The sequence below is a fragment of the Caulobacter sp. GW821-FHT10E02 genome (assembly GCF_059415225.1).
The window spans coordinates 68,545-93,391 of record NZ_JBWKMV010000005.1 but is presented as its reverse complement, the minus strand read 5'-3'; the positions used below and the strand labels follow the sequence as shown (position 1 = coordinate 93,391).

Genomic DNA, 24,847 nt, shown 5'->3' with positions numbered 1-24,847 from the left:
GCGCCGCAGCGCGGCGCCCCCTTCCCCTACCCAGGGTCAAGCGTTTAATCGGGTAATCATGCCCGAGTTCGCCGATAACAGCTCCGCCAACGATCCTCTGATCACCCTGGTCCCCGACAAGTGGGTGACGCTCCGCGACGCATTTGGCGTCGACAGCGACATGAAGGTCCCGTTCTTCTCGCAGCGCGACCCGCACGTCCCCGAGATCGACACCGCCTACAAGTTCGATCCCCAGACGACGAAGGCCATCTGCGCCGGCTTCGCCAAGGATCGCCGCGTGATGGTCCAAGGCTATCACGGCACCGGCAAGTCCACGCACATCGAGCAGATCGCCGCGCGCCTGAACTGGCCGCTGGTCCGCGTGAACCTCGACAGCCACGTTTCCCGTATCGACCTCGTCGGCAAGGACGCCATCGTCCTGAAGGAAGGCAAGCAGGTCACCGAATTCCGCGAAGGGATCCTGCCCTGGGCCCTGCAGCGCCCGATCGCCCTAGTGTTCGACGAATATGACGCCGGCCGTCCGGACGTGATGTTCGTGATCCAGCGCGTGCTGGAAGCCGGCGGCAAGCTGACCCTGCTCGACCAGAACCGCGTCATCCGCGCCAATCCGTATTTCCGGCTGTTCTCGACGACCAACACCATCGGTCTGGGCGACACCACCGGCCTCTATCACGGCACCCAGCAGATCAACCAAGGCCAGATGGACCGCTGGTCGATCGTCACGACGCTGAACTACCTGGAGCACGACGTCGAAGCCGCCATCGTGCTGGCCAAGAACCCGTCGTACGACACCGCCGAGGGCAAGCGCACCCTGGCCGCCATGGTCCGCGTCGCCGACATGACCCGCAACGCCTTCATGAACGGCGACATCTCGACCGTCATGAGCCCGCGTACGGTGATCACCTGGGCCCAGAACGCCGAGATCTTCGATCACGACGTGGCCCTGGCCTTCCGCCTGACCTTCCTGAACAAGTGCGACGAGCTCGAACGCCCCACGGTCGCCGAGTTCTTCCAGCGCGCGTTCGGAACGGACCTGCCGGAGAGCGCCGCCCGGGTGAAGGTGGCTTAAACCACTGGAGCCCGGTTGACGCCGGGCTCACCCCAAGGTCGTATCGCCCGGTAGCGTTTCCGGAGCCTGCGTCCATGCTGTCCCGTCGTCGGCTCGTACAGTCATCCCTGGCCCTGTCCCTGGCAGGCGCTCTTCCAGCGCGAGCCGCCGGCGCGCCGATCGTCGCCAAGATCAAGCTGATCAATGACCGCGTCATCATCGGCGCGATGCTGAACGGCCACGGCCCCTATCCCCTGGTGGTGGACACCGGCGCGGTCGTCAGCGGGCTCAGGGCTTCGCTGGCCGAGAGCCTGAAGCTGCGCAAGCTGCGGGACGTGCGGTTGAACAACCGGCCCTTCGTGCTCTACGCCGTCGACGACATGGTGCTGGGCGGCCAAATCCGCCAATCGGGCGTGGCCATGTTCGGCCTGGAGGACCTGAACCTGGGCGGCGAAGGCCTGCTGGCGGCCGGCATGGTCACCGCCATCGACAGCGAGATGGATTTCGAGCGCGAGGAGTGGCGGCTGTATCCTAATGGCGGCATCGACCGCTCGGGCTACACCAAGCTGAAGTCGGACCTGCGCAAGGGCTCGACCCAGACCGGATCGGCCCGGATCCACGCCGAGGTCACGCTGGGCGACACCGCCGTCATGCCGGTCTGGGACACCGGCATGCCCTTCCTGCTGTCGCTGGAGAACAGCGACGCCCGCAAGCTGGGCCTGTGGAACGACAAGACGCCCTATTCGCCGTACCAGATGCGCGGCGTCGGTCAGCCCGCCCGCGAGCTGTCGCGCATCGTGCGCGCCCCGACCTTGAAGATCGGGTCCGCGACCTACGAGAACCCGCTGATCATCGTCCGCGGCCCCTGGGAGCACACCCCCTCCCTGCTGGGCCTGCCGGCCATCCGCACCCTGAACCTCTCGGTCGACCCGGCCGCCGACAAGCTGTGGGTCGCCCGCAACGGCCTGCCGGCCGGACGGCCGATGTCCTACAACGGCTCGGGCCTGTGGGTGGACGAGGACAAGGGCGTGGTCAGCGTCTCCGACGTCGGCGTCGGCAGCCCCGCCGCCGGCGCGGGGATCAAGCCCGGCGACGTGATCACCGGCGTCGCCACCGTCCGCGAGGCCCTCCCGCTGATCAACCGCCGCCTGGGCGACACCGTGACCCTGCCGCTGAAGCGCGGCGGCCAGGCGATCGAGGCGAAGTTCGTGTTGAGCGCCTATCTCTAGGGTGGGTTTAGACAAGACGCGGTGACCGGAACCCCCTCCCCTGGCGGCCCGTTCGACCTGCGACGCTTTTGGAGACGCCTCATGACCGACATCACCTACAACATCGTCGAGCACGACGGCGGCTGGGCCTACAAGGTGGGCGACACCTTCTCCGAGACCTTCCCGAGCCACGATGCGGCGCTGAAGGCGGCCCAGCGGGCGGCCGGCGAGCAGCGGGCCCCGGGCGAGACCGAGGGCATCAGCTACGAGGACAAGAACGCCGTCTGGCATCAGGAAGTCTCGGCCGGCGACGACCGCCCGACGACCCACGTCAAGGACGCCTAGAGCCTTACGCGGCGGTCTCGTTCTGAAATCGGCCCCGATCTTGCGGGATGGAGCTTCCTGAAGCCCATTTTGAGACAAAGGTCGCCGCCGATGTTCGCCAAGAAGAAAGAGACCGCCGCGCCGCTGGCCCTGACGCCGCTGGAACAGCCGCGCGCCGCCGCGCCGCAAGCCCAGCCGCAAGCCGCCCCGGCGCCCGCGCGCCCGAAGCCGGCCTCGATGTTCACCCAAGGCATGACGATCCGTGGCGACGTGGTCGGCGATGTCGAGGTGCACCTGGACTGCGTGGTGCTGGGCGACGTGAAGGTCGGCAAGCTGATCGTCGGCCCGAACGCCCGCATCGAGGGCACGGTCGTGGCCCAGGCGATGGAAATCCACGGCCTGGTGATCGGCGCGGTGACGGCCCAGTCGGTGCGCCTTTACGGCACGGCTCGCGTCGACGGCGACATCACCCATGAGCAGCTGGCCATGGAGACCGGCGCCGAGTTCCAGGGCCGCAGCCTGAAGTTCCGCCGCCCCGCTCCGCCGCAACCGCAAGCCCAGCCGGCCCCGCAACAGGCTCAGGCCTATGCGCCCCAACCGGTTCCGCAGCCCGCCGCTCCGCCGTCGGCCTCGCAGACCCCGTACAGCCAGGTCGCGCACTGACCCGTTTCGAGGCGCCGCGCCCGCTTCTGTGGCGCGGCGGCCACGCGGTCGCGCTTTCGCGGAAATCCTCGGAACGCTGACGCTAAGCCGGGCTTTGAGTAGGTGTAGGCCGGCGCGAACCGGCCTGGATCGAGGAGCTCAAATCCATGGCCGGAAAGCCGTTCAAGGTCGTGCCCCCCGTTTCGGGCGTGGCGGAAATCTATGACCTGGGGCGTGGTCCCGAGACCACCGCCCAGCGCGTCAAGCGCCTGCAGGAGGAAGCTCGCCTGCTGGCCCGCGAGGAGATCGAGCGGCTGGACCGCGACCTCCGTCGCCTGGCCGATCAGGCCAAGACGATCGCCGACGGCGGCGAGGCCTATCCGGCCGGCATCCGCGAACTGGCGGGCCGCATCGGTGTCGACACCGCCCAGCGCGCCGAGATCCTGCGCGCCCTGCTGGACCGTAACCACTAGTCTCTTTTTGGATCAGGCCGCCGCGTTGGCCATCTTGCGCAGGCGGCGCGCCAGGTCCTCGGGCCGGTCGGCGATCTGGTCGAAAAGCGCCTGGACCTCGGCCTCGCCGAACCCCGCCGCCCGCAGGGTGCGCCAGGCCCCGGCCAGCACGGCCTCGGCGATGTCGAGCCGGTCGTCGGTGATGCGCAAGCCAGCGCCGAACGGGCTCTGGAAGACGGACGTCTGATCAGCGAAGGCCATGTCGAGCTCCTGGCGGCGCGCAGTAATGTTCCTTTTTTGTTCCCATTATTCGCCGGAGTCGAGTCCCCCTAGAACTCAAAACGAAATAGCCCCGAGGCGGGGCGGCCTCGGGGCTGACGGCGTGTCGGGGCGGACAGCGCCTATCGGATCGCCGGCTCACAACGGCGATCCAATCTCGTGAAGGCTTAGCGGCAGACGGTCCGCTCGTAGTACGAACCGTTCCAGCGGTCGTACTCGCGGGTCGTCCAGCAGTCGCGGCCGCGGTGGCCATAGTACGGACGCGGCTCGTAATAGCCGTAGCCATAGGCCGGCGGGGGCGGCGGCGGGGCGTAGTAGCCGCGGTCGTAATAGCCGCGATCACGGCGGTCGTTGTTCGAGATCGCCGAGCCGACCGCCAGGCCGACGATGCCGGCGGCGACGGCCACGGCGGCGGTGTCACCGCCCCGGTGGCCGCGATAGTGGCGGTAGCGCGAGTCCGCCGAGGCCGTGGTCGCGGCGGCGACCATCGAGAGCGCGGCGAGGCCGGCGGCGATCCGACCGGCGGTGGTGATCATCTTGTTGGCCATCGTGGCCTCCTCTGGATCCTTCGCTCCTGGGCGGCGCGGCGCGTCGTCTAAGCGTTGAATGGACGATCGGACTCCGTGCCTGAACGGCGCCTGAACGGATTCCTTCAACGGCTCTCGGAACCGGTTTGTTCATCTTTTTCAGGGAGGGTGGCGATGAAACAGCCTCTTTGCGACCTCCACGGAGACCGCCGCCATGACCGTCCAAGCGACCAGCACCGTGTCTTACGCCCAGGGCCAGGCCCTGCAGGTCCTCTCGTTCGAGGTCGGGGCCCAGACCTACTGCGTCCCCGTCAGCGCGGTGCGCGAGATTCGCGGCGTCACCCCGCCGACTCCGCTGCCCGAGGCTCCGCCCTATGTGCGCGGCGTCATCAATCTGCGTGGCCAGGTCATGCCGGTCATCGACCTGTCGTGGCGCCTGGGCAAGGGCGCGGCGCAGGACGGCGCCCGCCAGGTGATCATCGTGGTCGAGAACCATGACGACGTCGCCGGCCTGCTGGTCGACGCCGTCTGCGACAGCTTCACCGTCGAGGCCGAGCACATCAATGCGCCCCCGGCCCTGGGCGACGGCGAGGATTCGCCGCTGGTCTCGGCCGTGATCACCAGCGGCGAAGGCGACATGACGGTCCTGCTGGCCGTCAGCCGCATCCTGCCCGAGCGCCAGGTCGCCCTGGCCGCCTAAGACGTCCTAGCCGCCCAGGAAGTCGTAATACTCGACGGCGTCCAGACCGACGCCGGCCAGCTTCACGACGTTCTGCAGGGCGAAGCTCTGGCCGGTGATCTCGCCGGCGAACACGAACACGTCGGACCCGACCTTCACCGCGGTGAAGTTCATCCCCGCCTCGCCGGTGGCCAGCCGCTCCTGGGCCATGCCCAGGGCCTCGCCATAGGACGTGGCCGTCTTCTCGGCATAGCTCCAGGCGAACGCGCCGGTCTTGAAGACCAGGCGGTCGGCGACATGGAAGCCGTTGATCACGTCCGCGCCCGAGCCGTCGGCATTGGCCACGGAATCGCCGACCGCGAACTTGAAGGTGGCGCGGCCCGAGTGGCCCCACATGATATCCTCGCCCTTGCCGCCGATCAGCACATCGCCGTCAGCGGTGGCCGAGGCGTGCAGGATGTCGTCGCCCTCGCCGCCGTCCAGCGTATCGCCCCCGCCCACGGCAAAGAGCTCGTCGCCGCCAGCGCCGCCCGACAGGGTGTTCACCGTGCTGTTGCCGTGGAAGGTGTCGTCGAACTTCGAACCGGTCAGGTTCTCGATCGAGATCATTCGGTCCCTGGAGAAGGCGTTGCCGATTTGCCAATCGGTGACGCCCAGGTCCAGGTTCATGCCGCTGGTGGCGGCCGAATAGTCAACGGTGTCCGAGCCGTCGCCGCCGTCCAGGGTGTTGTCCCCCGTGCCGCCGACCAGGACGTCGTCACCGCCCAGGCCGCTGAGGGTATCGTTGCCGCCCAGGCCGCTCAGATAGTTCTTGGCGTCGTTGCCGGTCAGGGTGTCGGGAGCGATGGCGCTGCCGATCACACCCTCGATCGAGATCAGGTGGTCGACGCCCGAGCCGGAAGGCCCGGCCGCGCTGTTGTCCTGGACCTCCTGGCGCAGGTCGATCCGCACGCCCATGCTGGCCGAGTAGCTGGCGATGTCGAAGCCCGCGCCGCCGTCGATGACGTCGTCGCCCCTGAAGCCTTCGATGATGTTGTCCGCGGCGTTGCCGATGATGTGGTCCGCCAGGCCGGAGCCACGGACGTTCTCGATGTTGCTGATGTTGACGTAGAACCGGTCGGCGATCAGGGCCTGCTCGCCGGCGATCCGCAGGTCGACCGTGAGCGACTGGCCGAAGGGATTGGTGACCGACAGCAGGTCCAGCCAGTCCGAGCCCTCGCCGCCGTCGACGATGAAGTGGCCGAAGCCCGTCTGGAAGCTGATGTAGTCGTCACCCGCGCCGCCGTCGGCGAGCGGGGCCGTGAGGCTTTCGCCGCTCCCGGACGCCAGGCTGATCATGTCGTTGCCCGCGCCGCCGTACAGGTCGTCGCCGCCGATCACGGCGGTCAGGGTGTCGTCGCCGTCGCCGCCGACCAGGAGCCCGCCGCCGTTGCCGAACAGTTTGTCGTTGCCGGCCCCGCCGTAGATATGGCCGCCGTCGGCGTTGGTCAGGGTGTCGTCGAAGCGCGTGCCCCACACGCCCTCGATCGAGATGAAGGTGTCCACGCCATGCGCGCCGTTGCTCTGCGTGGCCTTGGACATGTCGATCGTCACGCCGCCGTCGACGCCGTCGGCCTCGTAGCTGACCATGTCGAAGCCCGCGCCGCCGTTCAGCACGTCGTCGCCGGCCCCGCCGGTGAGGATGTTGTCCTTGGCGTCGCCGGTCAGGTGGTCGTTGCCCTCCCCGCCCGTCAGGTCCTCGATGCCCTGGACGTCGACTTTCAGGCCCGGCGCCGCCTCTTGCAGGCCGGTCTTGGAGAGATCGTAGGTCACGCCGACCGTGCCGCTGAAGCGCAGGGTGTCACGGCCCTCGCCGCCGTCCACGGTGGTCGTGCCCGTGCCGATGCCGATCGTCAGGATGTCGTTGCCGGCCCCGCCCAGCAGCATGTCGCCATCGGCGCCGGTGCTGGAGGTCAGGATGTCGTTGCCGTCGCCGCCCTCCAGGACGTCGTGGCCGCCGACGGCCAGGATGACGTCGTCGCCGCCGTTGCCGGCCAGGTAGTTCTCGGACGCATTGCCGATGAAGGTGTCATTGCCCGCCGAGCCCCACAGGGCCTCGATCGAGATCAGGCGGTCGTTGCCGTGCGCGCCGCCGCGATCGATGCTCTGGATCGGCTGGCGCAGGTCGACATAGACGCCGCCGGCGATGCCGTCCTCGTAGCTGACCACGTCGAAACCGTCGCCGCCGTCGATGAAGTCGTCGCCCGCCCCGCCTTCCAGGTGGTCGTCGCCGGCCCCGCCGTACAGGTTGTCGGCGCCCGCGCCGCCGGTCAGGTAGTTGTCCTTGGCGTCGCCCTGCAGGGTGTCGGCGAATTGCGAGCCCAGCAGGTTCTCGATGCCGCTCAGGGTGTCCTTGCCGGCGCCGACCGTGTCCTGGGCCGTGGTCAGCTTCAGGTCGACCTTCACGCCGGCCGTGGCGTCCTCGTAGGACGACCAGTCCGAACCCGCGCCGCCCTTGACGATGTCGTCGCCCGCGCCGCCGACAAGGTAGTCGTCGCCGTCGCCGCCATCCAGCGTGTCGGTCCCGGCGCTGCCCCACAGGGTGTCATTGCCCTTGCCGCCCGTGACGGTGTCGTTGCCCGCGCCGCCGACCATCATGTTGTCGGCGGCATTGCCGGTCAGGGTGTCGTTGAAGTCCGAGCCGTAGACGTTCTCGATGCCGGTCAGCTTGTCGGTGCCCGAGCCGACGGTGTTCTGGGTCCCGGTGATGTTGAGGTCGATCTTCACCCCGGCCGTGGCGTCCTCGTAAGCCGCCCAGTCGTTGCCGGCGCCGCCGTCGATGGTGTCGTTGCCGGCCCCGCCGAGGATGTAATCGTCGCCGTCGCCGCCTTGCAGGATGTCGGCGCCGTCGTTGCCGGCCAGGACATCGTCGCCCGCGCCACCCTTCAGGGTGTCGGCGCCGCCGTAGCCGTAGATCACGTCGTTGTCGACGCCGCCGGTCAGAACATCGGCGCGTTCGGTGCCTTGATAATCCATCGCCCTAAACCCCTCGGAACAAGCTGCAACCTCAGCGTGACCCGACGACTGCAAGAGTTGAGCCTGGAGAAATCAGCCAAAAGGCGAGTGTTTACGGTCTCCGATGTCCAGGATTGAGCCACGCGTGCCGTTCCGGCACAGCGCGCCACGCCTCGAACATTTGTTCGAATTACCCCTTCCGTCCCCCCGCGCCCGCCCGCTAGTCTCCCCCAAAGTCAAAGGGAGAGACGCATGAAGGCCGCTGTTCTGCGCGAGGTGGGCAAGCCCCTCGAGATCGAGACCGTGGCCATCGGCAAGCCGGGCCCGCGCGAGGTGCTGATCCGCACCAAGGCCGCCGGCGTCTGCCACTCCGACCTGCACTTCATCGAGGGCTCCTACAGCCACCCCCTGCCCGCCGTGCTGGGCCACGAGAGCGCCGGGATCGTCGAGGCGGTCGGCAGCGAGGTCCGCACGGTGAAGGTCGGCGACCACGTCATCACCTGCCTCAACCCCTATTGCGGCCACTGCGAGGTCTGCCTGACCGGGCACATGAACCTGTGCATCAGCCCCGAGACCAAGCGTCCCAAGGACGCCGAGCCGCGCCTCTTCAAGGAAGACCTCGGTGGCGGCGCCAACGGCAAGATGGCCCAGTTCCTGAACCTGTCGTCCTTCGCCGAGTACATGCTGGTCCACGAGCACGCCTGCGTCGCCATCCGCAAGGACATGCCGTTCGACCGCGCCGCCCTGATCGGCTGCTCGGTGATGACCGGGGTCGGCGCGGTGATGCACACCTCCAACGTCCGCCCGGGCGAGACCGTGGCCGTGATCGGCTGCGGCGGCGTCGGCCTGGCCACCATCAACGGCGCGGCGATCGCCGGCGCGGGCCGGATCATCGCCATCGACCGCATGCCCTCCAAGCTGGCCCTGGCCAAGACCTTCGGCGCCACCGACGTGATCGACGCCTCGCAGGTCGACGACATCGCCAAGGCCGTGGTCGAGCTGACCAGCGGCGGCGTCCAGCACAGCTTCGAGGCCATCGGTCTGAAGGCGACGGCCGAGGCGTCGTTCAAGATGCTGCGCCGAGGCGGTACGGCCAATGTCATCGGCATGATCCCCGTCGGCACCAAGATCGAACTGCACGGTGTCGACTTCCTGGGCGAGCGCCGCATCCAGGGCAGCTACATGGGCTCCAACCGCTTCCCGGTCGACATGCCGCGGCTGGTGGACTTCTACATGAACGGCAAGCTGAACCTGGACGACCTGATCTCCCGCCGGATCAAGCTGGAGGACGTGAACTCGGCGTTCGACGAGCTGAAGCGCGGGGAGCTGGCGCGGTCGGTGATCGTTTTCGATTGAGGTCGCTGGTCTAGACCAACTGTCACATCCCTGACGAACGACCCGTGCTAACTCCGGCCTAGTTCTACCGGAGCCTCCCCATGCCCCAGCTCGACCGCCGCAGTCTGCTCGCCGCGATCGGCGCGATGACCCTGCCGCCGGCCCTGGCCAAGGCGGCGGCGATCGACGCCGACGTGCGCACCGGCACGATCAAGGACGTCGAGCACGTGGTGATCCTGATGCAGGAGAACCGCAGCTTCGACCACTATTTCGGGACCATGGCGGGCGTGCGGGGCTTCGGCGACCGCTTCACCATTCCGGTGCGTGATGAGCGCTCGATCTTCGCCCAGGCCTACAAGGACCAGCGGATCGCGCCGTTCCCGCTGGAGACCACCAAGACCTTCGCCCACATGCGGGTCGAGAGCACGCCGCACAGCTGGACCAACGCCCAGGACGCCTGGGACCAGGGCCGCATGGACCGCTGGCCGGAGTCCAAGGAGCCCTGGTCGATGGGCTATTTCGAGCGGGCCGACATCCCGTTCCAGTTCGCCCTGGCCGAGACCTTCACCCTCTGCGACGCCTATCACTGCTCGACCCAGACCGGCACCAACACCAACCGCCTGTTCCTGTGGACCGGGACCAACAACCCGGCCGGCGACCTGGGCGGCCCGTCGATCTCCAACTCGCACGACGACTTCCCCGAGAAGGGCGGCGCGGCCGACTCCTATCGCTGGACGACCTATCCCGAGCGGCTGCTGAAGGCCGGCGTCTCCTGGCGGATCTACCAGGACATGGCCGACAACTTCACCGACAACCCGCTGGCCGGCTTTGCGGCCTATCGCGAGGCGCACAAGGACGTTCCGGGGTCGGACAAGCGCCTGAAGGACCTGGCCCTGACCACCCAGCACCTGGACAGGCTGCGCGAGGATGTGGTCACGGGCCGCCTGCCGCAGGTGTCGTGGATCATCGCCCCGGCCGCCGACAGTGAGCACCCCGCCCCGTCCAGCCCAGCCCAGGGCGCGGCCTACACCGCCAAGGTCATCGAGGCCCTCACCGCCGATCCCAAGGTCTGGGCGCGGACGGTGCTGATCGTCAATTTCGACGAGAACGACGGCTTCTTCGACCACATGCCGCCGCCGTCGCCGCCGTCCAAGGACGCCGACGGCAAGCTGATCGGCGGCTCGACCGTGGACCTGACAGGCATGCATCACACGGTGCGCAACCCGACCGAGGCCAAGGCCGAGCGCGACGACCTGATGAACCGGCCCTACGGCCTGGGTCCGCGCGTGCCGCTCTACGCCATCTCGCCGTGGAGCCGGGGCGGCTACGTCGACAGCGAGGTGTTCGACCACACCTCGGTAATCCGTTTCCTGGAGACGCGCTTCGGCGTGATGGAGCCCAATATCGCCCCCTGGCGGCGGGCGGTGTGCGGCGACCTGACCTCGTGCTTCGACTTCAAGACCCCCAACCACAAGCCGTTCGCCCCGCTGCCGTCGGTAGCCGAGACCGCCGCCCGCGCAGCCAAGCTGCCGGAGACCAAGCCGCCGACGCCTGCGGCCATGGTCGCGCCGGTCCAGGCCAAGGGCGCGCGGCCCTCGCGCGCCCTGCCCTACGCTCTCTCCGTGGACGGCCGCGTGAAGGACGGGGCCATGACTCTGAGCCTCGCCAACAGCGGTTCGGCGGCGGCGGTGATCCACGTCTATGACCGCCTGAAGCTGGACGCCGTCCCGCGCCGCTACACGGTCGGCCCAAAGGCCTGGCTGGAGGACGCCTGGCCCGCCGGGCCGCACGACCTGTGGGTGCTGGGCCCGAACGGCTTCCACCGCCGCTTCGCCGGGTCCGACATCGGCGTCGAGGTCACCGCGCGCGCCAAGGACGGCGCCGTGCAGCTGACCCTGAGCAACACCCGCAAGGAGCCGCGCATCCTCATCGTCGAGGGCGGCAAGGCGCCCTGGCGCGTCACCCTGCGCACGACCGAGGCCAAGACCTTCGCCACCGACCACGGCTGGTACGACCTGACCGTCCGCGACGCGGCTGATCCGACCTGGCTGCGGCGACTGGCCGGACGCATCGAGACCGGTCGGGATTCGATCACCGATCCGCTGATGGGCGGGACGGCGCGGCTTTCCGCATAACCAATCTTGTCATCCCGGAAAGCCCGCAGGGCTTGTCCGGGACCCAGGGGCCAAGCGCAGTGCGGCTGCCCCTGGGTCCCGGCTCTCCGCTTCGCTGCGGCCGGGATGACAAGCTGGGTTGGGTGACGCTGTTATCGCAAGCTAGGGTGTGCGGGACCTTCAAGGATTCGCCCATGACCCTCCGCCCTTCCCTTCTCGCGCTCGCCGCCGTCCTGGCCGCCAGCTCCGCCACCGCCGCGCCCAAACCTGACGCCAACAAGGCCGTCGCCAAGATGGTCGCCTCGCCGGCGTTCAAAGCGGCCGCCGCCAAGCTGGACGCCGACTTCGACCGCACGGTCGCCGACATCGTCACCCTGACCGAGATCCCGGCCCCGCCGTTCAAGGAAGCCGCGCGCGGCAAGGCCTATCTCGAAATGCTGAAGGCCCACGGCCTGACCAATGTCGAGATGGACGCCGAGGGCAATGTCATGGGCGTCCGCCCGGGCACGGTGACCAAGGGCAAGGGCCCGTTCGTCGTGCTGGCCGCCCACCTCGACACCGTCTTCCCCGAAGGCACCGACGTGAAGGTCAAGCGCGAGGGCACCAAGCTGATGGCCCCGGGCATCGGCGACGACACCCGCTCGCTGGCCACCCTGCTGGCCTATATGCGCGCCCTGGACGCGGCCAAGATCTCGACCAAGGCCGACATCCTGTTCGTCGGCAATGTCGGCGAGGAAGGCCCCGGCGACCTGCGCGGCACGCGATTCCTGTTCAACAAGGGTGCGTACAAGGGCCGGATCAGCGCCTTCTTCTCGATGGACGGCTCGGACCCGTCGCGGATCGTCGATCGCGGCGTCGGCTCCAAGCGCTATCGCGTCACCTTCAAGGGCCCGGGCGGCCACAGCTACGGCGCGTTCGGCATCGTCAATCCGATGACGGCGATGAGCCAGGCCGTGGTCGATCTCTACGCCGTGCAGGCGCCGAAGGACCCGAAGGTGACCTATTCGGCCAGCGTCACGGGCGGCGGCACCTCGGTCAATTCGATCCCGAACTCGGTGTTCATGGAGTTCGACATGCGCTCGGAAAGCGCCGCCGAACTGGCCAAGATGGACCAGACCTTCATCGGCATCCTGGACAAGGCCATCGCCGGCGAGAACGCCGCCCGCTCCACGGGGCCCGGCAAGGTCAGCTACGACGCCAAGGTGATCGGCGAGCGCCCGGCCGGGACCACGCCGCAGACGGCGGACATCGTGGTGCTGACGGCGGCGGCGATCACGGCGCTGGGCATGAAGCCGGAGCATCAGGACAGCTCGACGGACTCGAACGTGCCGATGAGCCTTGGGATTCCGGCCGTGACCATCGGCTCGGGCGGCAAGGCCGGCCGGGCGCATGCGCTGGACGAGTGGATCGATGTGGAGAAAGCGCCGAGCGTGCAGGGGATGCAGGTGGGTCTTGCGGCGCTGCTGGCGGTGGCGGGGGTGAACTAAACCAAACTAGCTCCTCCCCCGCGTTGCGGGGGAGGTGGCCCAGAGGGCCGGAGGGGGCCAGCTCGGCCTCGCTCCAGCTAGCCCCCTCAGTCGCTCCGCGACAGCTCCCCCGTATCACGGGGGAGCATCTTCTTCCGCGTCACCAGCCAGATCCCCCCGCACACCAGCGCCAGCGCCGCCGCGTTCTTCCACGCCAGCACCGGCTCGTGCAGGAACACCGCCGACAGCAGCACCCCGAACACCGGGATCAGGAAGTTGAACACCGCCAGCATCCCGACCGGGTTGTGCTTCATCAGCAGGCTCCACAGCGCGAACGCCGCCGCCGACAGCCCGGCCATGTAGGCCAGCAGCGCCAGCGACCGCGCATCGAAGCCGCCCAGATGGCCGCCCGCGACCTCGCCGATGACCAGCAGGCCCGCGCCGCCGATGGCCAGCTGCCAGCCGGTCATCACCATCGGGTCCATCTTCTGCGAGATGGCCCTGCCCCAGATCGAGGCCGCCGCCAGCACGAAGGCGGCGATGACCACGAAGCCCTCGCCCAGCAGGGTGAACTCGAAGTCGAACCCCTTGCCGCCGAAGCTCACGGCCAGCACGCCGGCGAAGCCCAGCACGCAGCCGGCGATCTTGCGGGCGGTCAGGCGGTCGTTCCTGAACAGGAAGTGGGCCAGGATCACGCTGAAGAACGCCCCGGTGGCGTTCATGATCGACGACTTCACGCCGGTGGCGTGGGCCAGGCCCACATAGAAGAACACGTACTGCAGCGTGGTCTGGAAAAAGCCCAGGCCCACCACCCGGCCGACCTGGTCGCGTGGCACGGCGATCGACCGCCGACCGAGCACGGCCAGAACCAGCAGGATCACGCCCGCGCCAAGGAACCGCCAGCCGGCGAACAGCATCTGCGTGGCCATGTCGGTCTTGGCCACGTGCAGCAGCGCAAAACCGATCTTCACCGCCGGAAAGGCGCTGCCCCACAGCAGGCAGCACAGCACCGCGACGCCGAGGACAAATCGGCGGTCGCTGTAGAGAGAGGCTTTGGAAGAGGTCAAGACGGGCTCGCGGCTGGCAAGCGCTGCTTCTAGGCCCTGGGCTCCCGGGCTTCAATCTCGGCCGATGTGCAAATAATCACCGAGCGCCCGTGAATAACGTCGTTCTTCGAAGGTCGGTTATACCTGAATTGAGGGACTTTTCGACGCATCTCGCAAGTCTTTCTGGAAATCCCTCCCAGGTTGTTCACACCTCTCTAGCGTCACTGATATCGATGCTTTGCCTCGCTGCTTCGGCTTGCCGACATTGCGGACGCCCAAAAGGATTTCGGTCACGATGACGCAGACGGCCACTCACGCGACGCTTGCCGAAGACATCAGCGCCTTCTTCGACGTCTCGCTGGACCTGCTGATCATCCGCGACATCGAAGGCCGCGTGCTGAAGGCCAGCCGCTCGTGGCACGCCAAGCTGGGCCACCGTCCCGAGGACATGGAGGGCCAGAAGCTGCTGCGCCTCGTGCATCCCGAGGACATGCCCGGCACCCTGCACAGCGTGATCGAGGTCGAGAACCGCAAGGACGACGACGCGGTGATGGGCTTCACCAACCGCTATCGCCACGCCGACGGCCACTACCTGACCCTGGAATGGCGCGCCCAGCGGCTGGGCGACCGCATCTATGGCGTGGCCCGCGACGTCACCGAGCGCGTCGCCGCCGAGCGGGCCCTGGTCGAGGCCAAGGCCGCGGCCGAGGCGGCCAATCGCGCCAAGACCGACTTTCTGGCGAACATCAGCCACGAAATCCGCACCCCGCTGAACGGCGTCATCGGCATCGTCGACGCCCTGACCCGCACGCCGCTGAACCCCGACCAGGCCGAGATGGTCGGGCTGATCCGCGACAGCGGCGCTGCGCTGGAGCGATTGGTCTCCGACTTCCTGGACATCGCCAAGATCGAGGCCGGCCAGATGCATCTGGAGCAGCGCCCGTTCTGCCTGGACCGGACGCTGCGCCCCTGCATCGAGATCATGCGCCACCGGGCCGAGGAGAAGGGCCTGGCGTTCCGCGTCGTGGGCGAGACGCGGGGGTGCTACCTCGGCGACGGCGCCCGGATCGGCCAGGTGGTCGGCAACCTCTTGTCCAACGCCATCAAGTTCACCGAGACCGGCGGCGTCACGTTGCGCATCGAGGCCGGCGAGACCCGCCTGGCCTTCGCGGTCGAGGACACCGGCATCGGCTTCGACACCGAGCACGCCGCCGGCCTGTTCGGCCGCTTCCACCAGGCCGACGCCACCATCAGCCGCCGGTTCGGCGGCACGGGCCTGGGCCTGTCCATCTGCCGCTCGCTGGTCGAGATGATGGGCGGCGAGATCACCGCGTCCTCGACGCCCGGCGCCGGCAGCCGCTTCGCCGTCGCGCTGGACCTGCCCCGCGCCGAGCCCGAGGCGCTCGTCCCCGCCCAGACCGCCCTGCCCGACCGCGCCGACGACGCCCCGCTGCGGGTGCTGCTGGTCGAGGACCACCCGACCAACCAGCGCGTCGCCCAGCTGATCCTGGCCACCCAAGGCGCCGAGGTCGTCACCGTCGACGACGGCCTGGACGCCATCGACGCCTTCAAGGCCGGGACCTTCGACGTCGTCCTGATGGACATGCAGATGCCCCGCATGGACGGCCTGACCGCCACCCGCGTCATCCGCGACCTGGAAGCCGAACGCGGCGCGCCCCGCACCCCGATCATCATGCTCAGCGCCAACGCCTTGACGGCGCACCGGGAGCAGACCCTGGCGGCCGGGGCGGACCTGCACGTGTCCAAGCCGATCACGGCGGCGAACCTGCTGGCGGGGATCCAGGCGGCGGTGGGGTAAAGCAGACCTGTAGCGACGCTCACTAGCCAAGGCGTTGCATTCCGTAGGCTGAACGCCCACACCCGTGCTGCGACCCCTTGTCGCAGGCGCGCGCACGCCAAGCCAGGAAACGCCTTGGTTCGCGGCGTATTTCGATCCCGCCAGCCGCTCTCTCGTGGCCCAAAGCGTCGCGATGCTCGCCATACGCGTTGTTCGCCCTAAGCGCGAGCTATACGGTCCGATTGTCCACCGCCCTCGCACTCCTTGCGGTTGTCGGCATGGCGAGCCTCGGACTTGCGCATGAGCGGTCGGAACGGCGCCTCAACCGTACTGGACTCCGCCTTTCTTTCCGGCGGCGGCGAGATGGCGCGGCTGATCGGTGAAACCGACTGGTCAACGACGCCGCTCGGGCCAATCGACGCCTGGCCGCAGAGCCTGCGCACCACGGTCAGCCTGTGCCTGGCGTCGAACTTTCCGATCAACATCATCTGGGGCCCCGAGCACTGCCAGATCTACAATGACGGCTATCGCGTGGTCTGCGGTGCGGCCCATCCCCAGGCCCTGGGCGAGCCCTACACCAAGACCTGGGCCTCGGCCTGGCCGGCGATCGGCGAGCCCTTCCATAGCGCCCTGGCCGGAGCGACGTCCTTCCTCGAGAACCAGCGGATGTTCCTGTTCCGCAACGGCTATCTGGAAGAGACCTTCTTCACCTTCTCGCTCAGCCCGATCCGCGACGAGACCGGCGGTATCGGCGGCCTGTTCCATCCCGTCACCGAGACCACCGTCAGCATGCTGGCCGAACGCCGCGCGCGGGCGCTTCGGGACCTGAACGCCAGCCTGGGTGAGGTCCGCCTCGTCCGCCAGGTGTTCGACAACGCCCTGGCGGTCCTGTCCGAGCACGTGTTCGACGCGCCGTTCGTGCTGTTCTATGCGCTGGACCCGCAACACGGGGCCTATCGCCTGGTCGGATCCCTCGGCGCCGCGATGGGCTCCCCCCTCGCGCCCGAGACCCTTGGGGAAGAGGCGGCGTCACCCTGGCCCGTGGCGGCGCTGAGCATGGCCCGTGAGCCGATCGAGGTCGCCCTGGCGCCGCATGACGGCGGAGACGCGCGCGGTCCCTACGAAGAGCCCGCGCACACCGCCCTGGCCTTCCCGATCACCACGCCCGACACCGTGCGACCTCAGGTCCTGATGATGGTCGGCGCCAGTCCGCGCCTCCCCCTGGACGAGCCCTATCGCGGCTTTCTCGGCCTTCTGGCGGCCGCGATCGGCGCGGGTCTCGCCAGCGCCCGCAGCTACGAGGAAGCCCGCCAGCGCGCCGAGGCGCTGGCCGCGCTCGACCAGGCCAAGACGACCTTCTTCTCGAACGTCAGCCACGAGTTCCGCACCCCGCTGACCTTGATGCTGGGACCGATCCAGGACGCCCTGGAGGATGGCGCCGATCTTCCCGCGTCACACCGGCAGCGGCTGGAGGTCGCCCACCACAACGCCCAGCGCCTGCTGAAGCTCGTCAACTCGTTGCTGGACTTCTCGCGGGTCGAAGCCGGGCGGGCGCGCGCGACGTTCCAGCCCACCGATCTGGCGGGCCTGACCTCGGAGCTGGCCAGCAACTTCCGCTCGGCCTGCGAGCGCGCGAACCTGAGCCTCACGGTCGATTGCCCGCCGCTCTCGCAGCCGGTCAATGTCGATCGCGAGATGTGGGAGAAAATCGTCCTCAATCTGCTTTCCAACGCCTTCAAGTTCACGCTGCAGGGCGGCATCACGGTGCGACTGGTTCAGGCGGGCGGCCAGGTCGAGCTGGTTGTCGAGGATACCGGCGCGGGGATCGCCGAGGCCGAACTGCCCCGCGTCTTCGAACGCTTTCACCGGATCGAAGGCCAGAGCGGCCGCACGCACGAGGGCAGCGGCATCGGCCTGGCCCTGGTCGAGGAACTGGTCAAGCTGCACGGCGGCGGCGTCTCGGTGCGCAGCCGGCTCGGCCAGGGCAGCGCCTTCACCGTCAGCCTGCCGCTGGGCTCGGGCCACCTGCCGCGCGAGCAGGTTTCCAGCCGCGAGACGCTGACCGACGCCAGCGTTCACGCCCCCGCGTTTGTCGCCGAGGCGCTGCGCTGGCTGCCGGACGCCGAGGACGACCCCGCCGAGGCGACGAACGACGCCGACAGCCTGATCCAGGGGCCTCCCCGCGTGATCCTGGCCGACGACAACGCCGACATGCGCGCCTACGTCAAACGCCTGCTGGAGGCGAGCGGCTACGACGTCCGCGCCGTGTCCGACGGCCAGGCGGCCCTGGAGGCGGCTCTGGCGGGACCGCCGCCCGACCTGGTGCTGAGCGACGTGATGATGCCGAAGCTGGACGGTTTCGGCCTGCTGGCGGCGCTACGGGCCGAGGCGCGGCTGGAAGGCCTGCTGGTCATCCTGCTGTCGGCTCGGGCGGGCGAGGAGGCGCGGGTCGAGGGCTTGGCCGCCGGCGCCGACGACTATCTGGTCAAGCCGTTCAGCGCTCGCGAACTGCGGGCCCGGGTGGACGGTGCGGTGCGCCTGGCCCGCCAACGTCGGCAGGCCGCGCATCGCGAACAGGAATTGCGGGCGGAAATGGTCGCCGAGCATGGCCGCGTAGCCCTGCGCCAGAGCCAGGAGCAACTGGAGTTCGCCCTCGAGGCGGGTCGGTTGGGCAGCTGGGAGATGGACGTCGCCACCAGCCGCATCACCGCATCCGACCACTGCCGCGCCCTGTTCGGGCTCAAGCCCGGAGACCCTTTCGAGCACTACGACGACGTGGTCGGACGCGTGCATCCGGAGGACCGCGATCGGCGGCACGACGAAATCCAGCGCGCCATCGCCTCGGGCGAAGACCTGGACGTCGAGTACCGCATCCTCGATTCCGACGGCGGCGTGCGCTGGGTCATGGCGCGCGGTCGAGCGACCTATGTCGACCAGCGCCCTGTTCGCATCGCCGGGGTCAGTTTGGACATCACCGAACGCAAGGCGGCCGAGGCTCGCCAGATACTGCTGCTGGCCGAGGTCGATCATCGGGCCAAGAACACCCTGGCCAGCGTCCAGTCGATCGCTGTCCAGACCCTGAGGCACGCCCGCGATCCCTCTGCCTTCGCCGAGACGTTCGTGGCGCGCATCCACGCGCTGTCACGAGCCCATGAACTGCTGACGGCCAGCGCCTGGGAAGGGGCGAGCTTGTCGGACGTCATCCGGCGCACCGTGGCGGTGCACCTGTCTGATGGAGAGCGGGACAGGTTCGCCTTGGCGGGACCAGACGTCCGGCTTGGCCCCAACGCCGCCGTCACGGTCAATATGGCGTTCCATGAACTGGCGACCAACGCCACCAAGTACGGCGCCCTGTCAGACGCCGCCGGACATGTCGGCGTGACCTGGTCGCTGAACAACGACGGGAACGCGATCGTTGTGGACTGGCGCGAGACGGGCGGGCCCGCGGTGGCGTCGCCGCAACGACGAGGCTTCGGTTCGCGCCTGCTCGAACAGGGCCTTCCCCGCGAACTGGGCGGCGAAGTCGAACTTCAGTTCCTGCCCACCGGACTGCGGTGCGTCATACGCTTGCCGCTCTCGACCAAGGTCGGACTCGTTGCATCCGCTGAAGCGACTTAAGCATCCCGCTCGGCCGTTACCGCAGTGAGTGCTTGGCCTTTTCCAAATCCGCCATCGCCAGCTTCGGCGTGTCCTCGCCGCTGACCGGCTGGCCGCCCTCTGCGAGCATGCGGTCGATGCGGGATTTCTGCGACTTGAACGAGGCCAGTTCCGAGCCGGCCAGGATGGTGCCTTGCGGGACCTTGGCGCCGATCGGGTTGACGCGTTCGCCCTTCAGCCAGACCTCGTAGTGAAGGTGCGGACCGGTCGCGAGACCCGTCGCGCCGACATAGGCCACGACCTGGCCCTGGCGCACGTGGGTGCCGGCCTTGATGCCGGGGGCGTAGCGGGAGATGTGGCCGTAGCCGGTGTCCCACTGGCCCGAATGGCGGATGCGCAGCCAGTTGCCGTAGCCGCTCCAGCGGCGGGCCTCCAGCACCACGCCGTCGCCGGCGGCCAGGATCGGGGTGCCGGTGCCGGCCCCGAAGTCGACGCCCTTGTGGGCGCGGGTGTAGCCCAGCACCGGGTGCTTGCGCTGGCCGAAGGTCGAGGTGATCCGCGCGCCGTCCACCGGGGTGCGCAGCAGGAAGCCTTTGATGTTCTTGCCCAGCTCGTCGAAGAACTGCGGCTTGCCGTCGCTGTCTTTCCGGTCGAAGGCGTAGAACTTCTGGCCCTTGACCTCGGCATATTCGAGGTCGCCGGCTTCGATGGTGCGGCCGCTTTCGGTGACCTTGCGGTCGAAGACCAGGCAGAAGCGGTCGCCCTCGTGGATGTCGCGCGAGAAGTCGATCTTGTGCGAGAACAGCTTGGCCGCCTCGCTGATCACGGCCGGGGTGCCGCCGACATTGGCCACGCTCTCGTAGAACGAGCCGTTCATCTCGCCGCAGGCGACCTTCTTCTCGTCCTTCACCTTCTCTTCCAGCTCGCGCAGGCGCAGGGCGCCGTCGAAGGTGCGCGAGACGGTCAGGGTCGAGTTGGGGCTGGTGCGCATCGACAGGCCGATCAGGCGGGCCGGCCCACGCTGGCTGCGGCGCTGGGCGACGGCGGCCTCGAAGGCCATGCCGGCCTTGATGTTGACGGTGTCGATCGCGCCCTGGAGGGTCGCGACGACGGCCTGGGCCTCTTCCGGGGCGACGCCGGCGCGCTGCACGGCGCCTTGCAGGGTCTCGCCCGGGCGGACCTTGACGGCGATGTTCTCGGGACGCTGGAAGCCGGGCTGGGCCTCGGCGCTGGCGAAGGCCACGTGCTGCAGGGCGACCAGGGCGGCGGGATCCAGGGGCGCGCGGACGGTGGTCGGCGCGGTGTCGTCTGCGGTCAGCTTCCAGCCCAGCGCCAGGGCGGCCATGCCGGCCACGGCGGTGAACACCCTCGGCGCCCAGCGCGTTGCGCCGCGGCGCGGATCAAATTCCTGCATCGTGCCCCCGTCGGTGTCGATGCCGCTCAGTCAAAATGACACGGCTGGGTAGCCCCCCAGCAATCGTCGGGCCGGAACATGCGCGAGCCGCGTATTCGTCGGCAAGGACTATTCGGCGCTTCGGTCGTTTTGTCACGGCATGGTTAACAGCCGTTAGGACACGGAGCGTAACCATATGATCGATAAAAGAAAACGCCCACCGTTTCCGGTGGGCGTCTTGGGTACGCTGTACTGTTACGCTTACTGAAATTCGTCCGCCTTAGGCGGCGTTGACCTGCTCGTTCGGGTCGCGCAGCACGTAGCCGCGGCCCCAGACCGTCTCGATGTGGTGCTTGCCGTGGGCCGAGGCCGCCAGCTTCTTGCGCAGCTTGCAGATGAAGACGTCGATGATCTTCAGTTCCGGCTCGTCCATGCCGCCGTACAGGTGGTTCAGGAACATTTCCTTGGTCAGGGTCGTGCCCTTGCGCAGGGAAAGCAGCTCCAGCATCTGGTATTCCTTGCCGGTCAGGTGAACGCGGTTGCTGTTCACTTCGACCGTCTTGGCGTCCAGGTTGACCACGATGTCGCCGGTCTTGATGACCGACTGGGCGTGACCCTTCGAACGACGGACCACCGCATGGATGCGGGCGATCATCTCGTCCTTGTGGAAGGGCTTGGTCATGTAGTCGTCAGCGCCGCCCGAGAAGGTCTTCACCTTCGTGTCGATTTCCGACGAACCCGACAGGATCATGATCGGCGTGTTGATCTTCGCGACCCGCAGGGTGCGCAGAACATCGATGCCGCTCATGTCCGGAAGATTGAGGTCGAGCAGGATGAGGTCGTAGTCGTAGATCTTACCCAGATCCACGCCTTCTTCGCCGAGATCCGTCGTATAGACATTGAAGCCTTCAGACTTCAGCATCAGTTCGATGGTCTGCGCCGTCGCGCTGTCATCCTCGATCAACAGTACGCGCATGAGCCCCTCCACGCCAAATCTGGCGTATTCGAACGTCTTAGGCGGAAGTCCGCCGCAAAACCCTTCGGCCACTTTGCCCGAGAGTTAATTTAAGACTGGTTAATGGTGAATGTTTCCGTTGGTCGAATGGTTAATATGATTTGCGAATCGGGCGCAAGCGGTCGCGGGGCCCTTGGACACATTGGTCGCAGGCGCCGCGGAGGGCCTTTCCAAGACCCTAATTGGCCCTCGCAAATCCCTAAAATCCGTGCAGACGCAACGATCCGAACGCCGTTACGCCGTTAAGGCCAGGACCGGTTCCGGTTCGCCTTTGAGGCGAGATTGCGACGTTCCGTCGCGAGAATTTGAACGCCATGCTCGCGCTTGAAGTGCGTCCGTCGACGGACGAGGCGAAGCGGAAGCTCGGCCGTGAAAGAGGGGCGCGACGCCCTGCCGCAGGCCCTAGAGCGGATTTTCCTGGGCCAGCCAGCCGGCGGCCCGCAGCTTGGCCACCGAGGCGCGGCTGACGGGAGCGGTTTCGCCGTCAGTGAGGCGCAGACGCAGGTTGCGGCCGTCACGCTCGACGCCTGCGATCGCCCGCCTAGCCACCCACCACGAGCGGTGGACCTGCAGGCCCTCGACGCCCGACAGCCCGGCTGTCACCCGCGCCAGCGGCCCGATCTCCAGCCGCGAGCCGTGCTCGGTGCGGATCCGGACATAGTGGTCCTCCATCCGCAGATAGAGCACCGCGCCGGGGTCGGCCGCGACGGCGGGCGCCTCGACCGGGACCAGCGGCGCGGGCTTGCCGCCTCGCGCGCGCACGCGGAGGAAATAGTAGGCCAGCACGATCGGACTGGTGATGGCCAGGCACTGGCCGTACCAGTCCAGCGGCGGCACGGCGTGGTCGATCTGCGGCCAGATGGCGATCGCCACGACCCGCAGCGGCAGACCCTGCACGGCGCTGCCGATCAGGATGACCGGTGGGACCATCGCCCAGTCCGGCAGGCCCAGCCGCCAAGCGCCCGCCGCCGCCAGCCGGGTCACGATGCCGAAGAACACCATTCCGCTGGAGATCGTCCCGATCCAGTAGGCGATCCGCAGCGGCGGGTTGTCGTTGAAGAAGCTCCCGAACGGCCCCATCAGCCCCAGCAGCAGTCCGATCCCCGCGCCGACGGCGAGGTCGATCGCCCATTCACGGGCGGTCCCCAGCAGCGGCGGGTTGGAACGACGGGCGGTCATGGGTCGAGGTATAGAGCGACGTTATGCGGAGTCGCCAGCCTCTCGGATGAGAGCTCAGGCGGTCATAAACTCAGTCGGGCAGTTGGGCGCCATGCTTGATCCGCACGATTTCTACCGACCCCGCCCGGATCCGATAGCGGACGACGTAGGGCGGGATCGCCACCAACTCGCGCACAGACCCCCGCACCAGCCGACCTCGGTGAGGATTGTCGCCAAGGCTCTCCACGGCGGCCACCAAACGTAGGGCAAACCGTTGCGCGGCCAGCGGCGCGACTTGCCCGATATAGGCGTGGATACTCTCCAGGTCGCGTTCAGACCGCGTGGACCACACTATGGTTCGGGGAGCGATGGGATCGGTCATGGCGCCGGATCAAGACACAGCGTCAGGAGCTCGAAGTCAGCGAACCTTGGAGGGCGCGGGCAACTCGTCCGGCGTACCCCAGGACTGCAGCCACGCCTTCATACGGTCGTGGGTCACAACCCGGCCGGCATCGAGATCGGCCAGCCCTTCAGCATCAGCCGCCGCATCGGCGGCGTCGTCGACCTCATCGAAGATGGACGGCTCGGGCTTCATGTCTCTCACCGTAGCATAGGACCGAAACCAGGAGGAGGGCTCCGGGACGCCAACCCATCCGCCCGCCCGCGAACCCGTTCGCCCATTCGCGCAAACGCCCTGGCGAGGCGGCGATCCGACAGCCACAGCGGCCCCATCACCACTCGCTGAAGGGTCGTCATGTCGTTCCGTACTCTGCTGCTCGCCGTCCTGCTGACGGCCGCCGCCTCGTCCCAGGCCATCGCCGCCAATGCCGGGTTCATGGTCCTGCATGAGCCTCGCCCCGACGGCCTGCCGCCGGTCGAGGTCGGGGTCTGGTATCCCACCGAGGCCAAGCCCGCCTTCATGGCCCTGGGATCGTGGGGCCACACGGTCGCGGCCGGCGCGCCGATCGTTGGCGAGCATCTGCCGCTGATCGTCATGTCTCACGGCAATGGCGGCTTCTTCGGCGGCCATGCCGACACCGCCCAGGCGCTAGCGGAAGCCGGCTTCGTGGTCGCCGCCCTCACCCACCCCGGCGACAACTACAAGGACCAGAGCCGCGCCACCGCCATGGCCGACAGGCCGGCGGCGCTGTCGGCGCTGATCGGCTGGATGCTGGACGCCTCGCCGCTGAAGACGAAGATCGATCCGGACAAGGTCGGGGCGTTCGGCTTCTCGTCGGGCGGCTTCACGGTGCTGGCGGCGGCCGGCGGCAAGCCCGACCTCGGCAAGGTCCCGAGCCACTGCCTGGCGCATCCGAACAACTACGACTGCCAGCTGACCGCCAACCATCCGATCCCGGCCGACGCCCTGACCGCCCAGTGGGTCCACGACGACCGCATCAAGGCCGTGGTCTCGGCCGCGCCGGCGCTGGGCTTCACGTTCGGCAAGGACGGGCTGAAGGGGATCAAGGCCCCGGTCCAACTGTGGAAGGCCGCCGACGACGAGGTCCTGCCCGGCGACGAGTATGCGGAGTTCGTGCACCGCAATCTCGGCCGCCCGCACGACTATCACGTGGTCCCAGGCGCGGGGCACTTCGACTTCCTCACGCCCTGCACCAGCGTCAAGGGCGTCGAGGTCCTGTGCGCCAGCGCCTCGGGCTTCGATCGCGTGGCGTTTCACAAGGCGTTCAACGCCGACGTCACCCGCTTCTTCACCGACCAATTGGTCGCACCGGCAAAGCCGCTTCCGAAGGGCTGAGTTCACACCCGATTAA

The 24,847-nt window shown here is 68.1% G+C and carries 21 protein-coding genes and 1 pseudogene; 12 read left to right on the top strand and 10 right to left on the bottom strand.

Annotation, left to right across the window (positions count from 1 at the left end):
* Positions 1-58: 58 nt before the first annotated feature.
* The 5 genes from cobS (at position 59) to AC07NI_RS23000 (ending at position 3,695) form a co-directional block, all read left to right on the top strand.
* A complete protein-coding gene (cobS, locus tag AC07NI_RS23020) occupies positions 59-1,069 on the top strand; it encodes a cobaltochelatase subunit CobS (protein WP_494623491.1) in 1,011 nt (336 codons plus the stop codon).
* Positions 1,070-1,143: 74 nt separating this feature from the next.
* Positions 1,144-2,277, top strand: coding sequence for a pepsin/retropepsin-like aspartic protease family protein (locus tag AC07NI_RS23015; RefSeq protein ID WP_494623489.1), 1,134 nt, complete (start codon positions 1,144-1,146; stop codon positions 2,275-2,277).
* A gap of 81 nt (positions 2,278-2,358) precedes the next feature.
* A complete protein-coding gene (locus tag AC07NI_RS23010; protein WP_494623487.1) occupies positions 2,359-2,601 on the top strand; it encodes a DUF2188 domain-containing protein in 243 nt (80 codons plus the stop codon).
* Between the two features lie 90 nt (positions 2,602-2,691).
* A complete protein-coding gene (locus AC07NI_RS23005; protein ID WP_494623485.1) occupies positions 2,692-3,243 on the top strand; it encodes a bactofilin family protein in 552 nt (183 codons plus the stop codon).
* 146 nt (positions 3,244-3,389) lie between these two features.
* Positions 3,390-3,695 (top strand): hypothetical protein, encoded by a 306-nt coding sequence (locus AC07NI_RS23000; protein WP_494623483.1) that lies wholly within the window; start codon positions 3,390-3,392, stop codon positions 3,693-3,695.
* A gap of 12 nt (positions 3,696-3,707) precedes the next feature.
* On the opposite strand, the gene AC07NI_RS22995 is transcribed toward AC07NI_RS23000, so the two are convergent.
* Complete coding sequence (locus tag AC07NI_RS22995) at positions 3,708-3,935, bottom strand: hypothetical protein (protein WP_494623481.1); 228 nt, start codon at positions 3,933-3,935, stop codon at positions 3,708-3,710.
* A 185-nt stretch (positions 3,936-4,120) separates the two neighbouring features.
* Positions 4,121-4,501, bottom strand: a complete 381-nt coding sequence (locus AC07NI_RS22990) for a hypothetical protein (protein WP_494623479.1) — start codon at positions 4,499-4,501, stop codon at positions 4,121-4,123.
* Positions 4,502-4,694: 193 nt separating this feature from the next.
* On the opposite strand from AC07NI_RS22990, the gene AC07NI_RS22985 reads away from it, so the two are divergent.
* On the top strand, positions 4,695-5,180 hold the full coding sequence (locus AC07NI_RS22985) for a chemotaxis protein CheW (protein WP_494623477.1): 486 nt from the start codon (positions 4,695-4,697) through the stop codon (positions 5,178-5,180).
* Positions 5,181-5,186: 6 nt separating this feature from the next.
* Here AC07NI_RS22985 and AC07NI_RS22980 read toward each other — a convergent pair whose 3' ends face one another.
* Positions 5,187-8,174: a beta strand repeat-containing protein gene (locus AC07NI_RS22980; RefSeq protein ID WP_494623475.1), complete on the bottom strand. Its 2,988-nt coding sequence runs from the start codon at positions 8,172-8,174 to the stop codon at positions 5,187-5,189.
* A 231-nt stretch (positions 8,175-8,405) separates the two neighbouring features.
* Between AC07NI_RS22980 and AC07NI_RS22975 the strand changes: the two genes are divergently transcribed.
* Positions 8,406-9,509: a Zn-dependent alcohol dehydrogenase gene (locus AC07NI_RS22975; protein ID WP_494623473.1), complete on the top strand. Its 1,104-nt coding sequence runs from the start codon at positions 8,406-8,408 to the stop codon at positions 9,507-9,509.
* 80 nt (positions 9,510-9,589) lie between these two features.
* Positions 9,590-11,623 (top strand): phosphocholine-specific phospholipase C, encoded by a 2,034-nt coding sequence (locus AC07NI_RS22970; RefSeq protein WP_494623471.1) that lies wholly within the window; start codon positions 9,590-9,592, stop codon positions 11,621-11,623.
* A gap of 2 nt (positions 11,624-11,625) precedes the next feature.
* Here the strand turns inward: AC07NI_RS22970 and AC07NI_RS22965 are convergent.
* Positions 11,626-11,758, bottom strand: a pseudogene (locus AC07NI_RS22965) (hypothetical protein); the annotation flags it as partial.
* Between the two features lie 38 nt (positions 11,759-11,796).
* On the opposite strand from AC07NI_RS22965, the gene AC07NI_RS22960 reads away from it, so the two are divergent.
* Positions 11,797-13,089, top strand: a complete 1,293-nt coding sequence (locus tag AC07NI_RS22960) for a M20/M25/M40 family metallo-hydrolase (protein WP_494623469.1) — start codon at positions 11,797-11,799, stop codon at positions 13,087-13,089.
* Between the two features lie 86 nt (positions 13,090-13,175).
* Here AC07NI_RS22960 and AC07NI_RS22955 read toward each other — a convergent pair whose 3' ends face one another.
* Positions 13,176-14,135 carry a DMT family transporter gene (locus AC07NI_RS22955; RefSeq protein ID WP_494623467.1) on the bottom strand — a complete coding sequence of 320 codons (960 nt, stop codon included), beginning with the start codon at positions 14,133-14,135 and terminating at the stop codon, positions 13,176-13,178.
* Between the two features lie 274 nt (positions 14,136-14,409).
* Here AC07NI_RS22955 and AC07NI_RS22950 point away from each other — a divergent pair, with 274 nt between their 5' ends.
* Both AC07NI_RS22950 and AC07NI_RS22945 read left to right on the top strand, forming a co-directional pair.
* Positions 14,410-15,933: an ATP-binding protein gene (locus tag AC07NI_RS22950; RefSeq protein WP_494623465.1), complete on the top strand. Its 1,524-nt coding sequence runs from the start codon at positions 14,410-14,412 to the stop codon at positions 15,931-15,933.
* Between the two features lie 279 nt (positions 15,934-16,212).
* Complete coding sequence (locus tag AC07NI_RS22945) at positions 16,213-19,530, top strand: ATP-binding protein (protein ID WP_494623463.1); 3,318 nt, start codon at positions 16,213-16,215, stop codon at positions 19,528-19,530.
* 16 nt (positions 19,531-19,546) lie between these two features.
* Here the strand turns inward: AC07NI_RS22945 and AC07NI_RS22940 are convergent, their stop codons facing one another.
* From AC07NI_RS22940 to AC07NI_RS22920, 5 genes are all read right to left on the bottom strand, one after another.
* The gene (locus AC07NI_RS22940) at positions 19,547-20,923 is read right to left on the bottom strand and encodes a M23 family metallopeptidase (RefSeq protein ID WP_494623461.1); all 1,377 of its coding nucleotides are present in this window, start codon (positions 20,921-20,923) and stop codon (positions 19,547-19,549) included.
* 259 nt (positions 20,924-21,182) lie between these two features.
* Entirely contained in the window at positions 21,183-21,878 is a 696-nt protein-coding gene (gene ctrA, locus AC07NI_RS22935) for a response regulator transcription factor CtrA (RefSeq protein ID WP_099581093.1), read from the bottom strand.
* A gap of 441 nt (positions 21,879-22,319) precedes the next feature.
* Positions 22,320-23,096, bottom strand: a complete 777-nt coding sequence (locus AC07NI_RS22930) for a LytTR family DNA-binding domain-containing protein (RefSeq protein ID WP_494623458.1) — start codon at positions 23,094-23,096, stop codon at positions 22,320-22,322.
* Between the two features lie 70 nt (positions 23,097-23,166).
* Positions 23,167-23,457: a type II toxin-antitoxin system RelE/ParE family toxin gene (locus AC07NI_RS22925; RefSeq protein ID WP_494623457.1), complete on the bottom strand. Its 291-nt coding sequence runs from the start codon at positions 23,455-23,457 to the stop codon at positions 23,167-23,169.
* 36 nt (positions 23,458-23,493) lie between these two features.
* Entirely contained in the window at positions 23,494-23,670 is a 177-nt protein-coding gene (locus tag AC07NI_RS22920; RefSeq protein ID WP_494623455.1) for a CopG family transcriptional regulator, read from the bottom strand.
* Between the two features lie 159 nt (positions 23,671-23,829).
* Between AC07NI_RS22920 and AC07NI_RS22915 the strand changes: the two genes are divergently transcribed.
* Positions 23,830-24,831, top strand: a complete 1,002-nt coding sequence (locus AC07NI_RS22915; protein WP_494623453.1) for an alpha/beta hydrolase family protein — start codon at positions 23,830-23,832, stop codon at positions 24,829-24,831.
* The last annotated feature ends 16 nt before the right edge of the window (positions 24,832-24,847 follow it).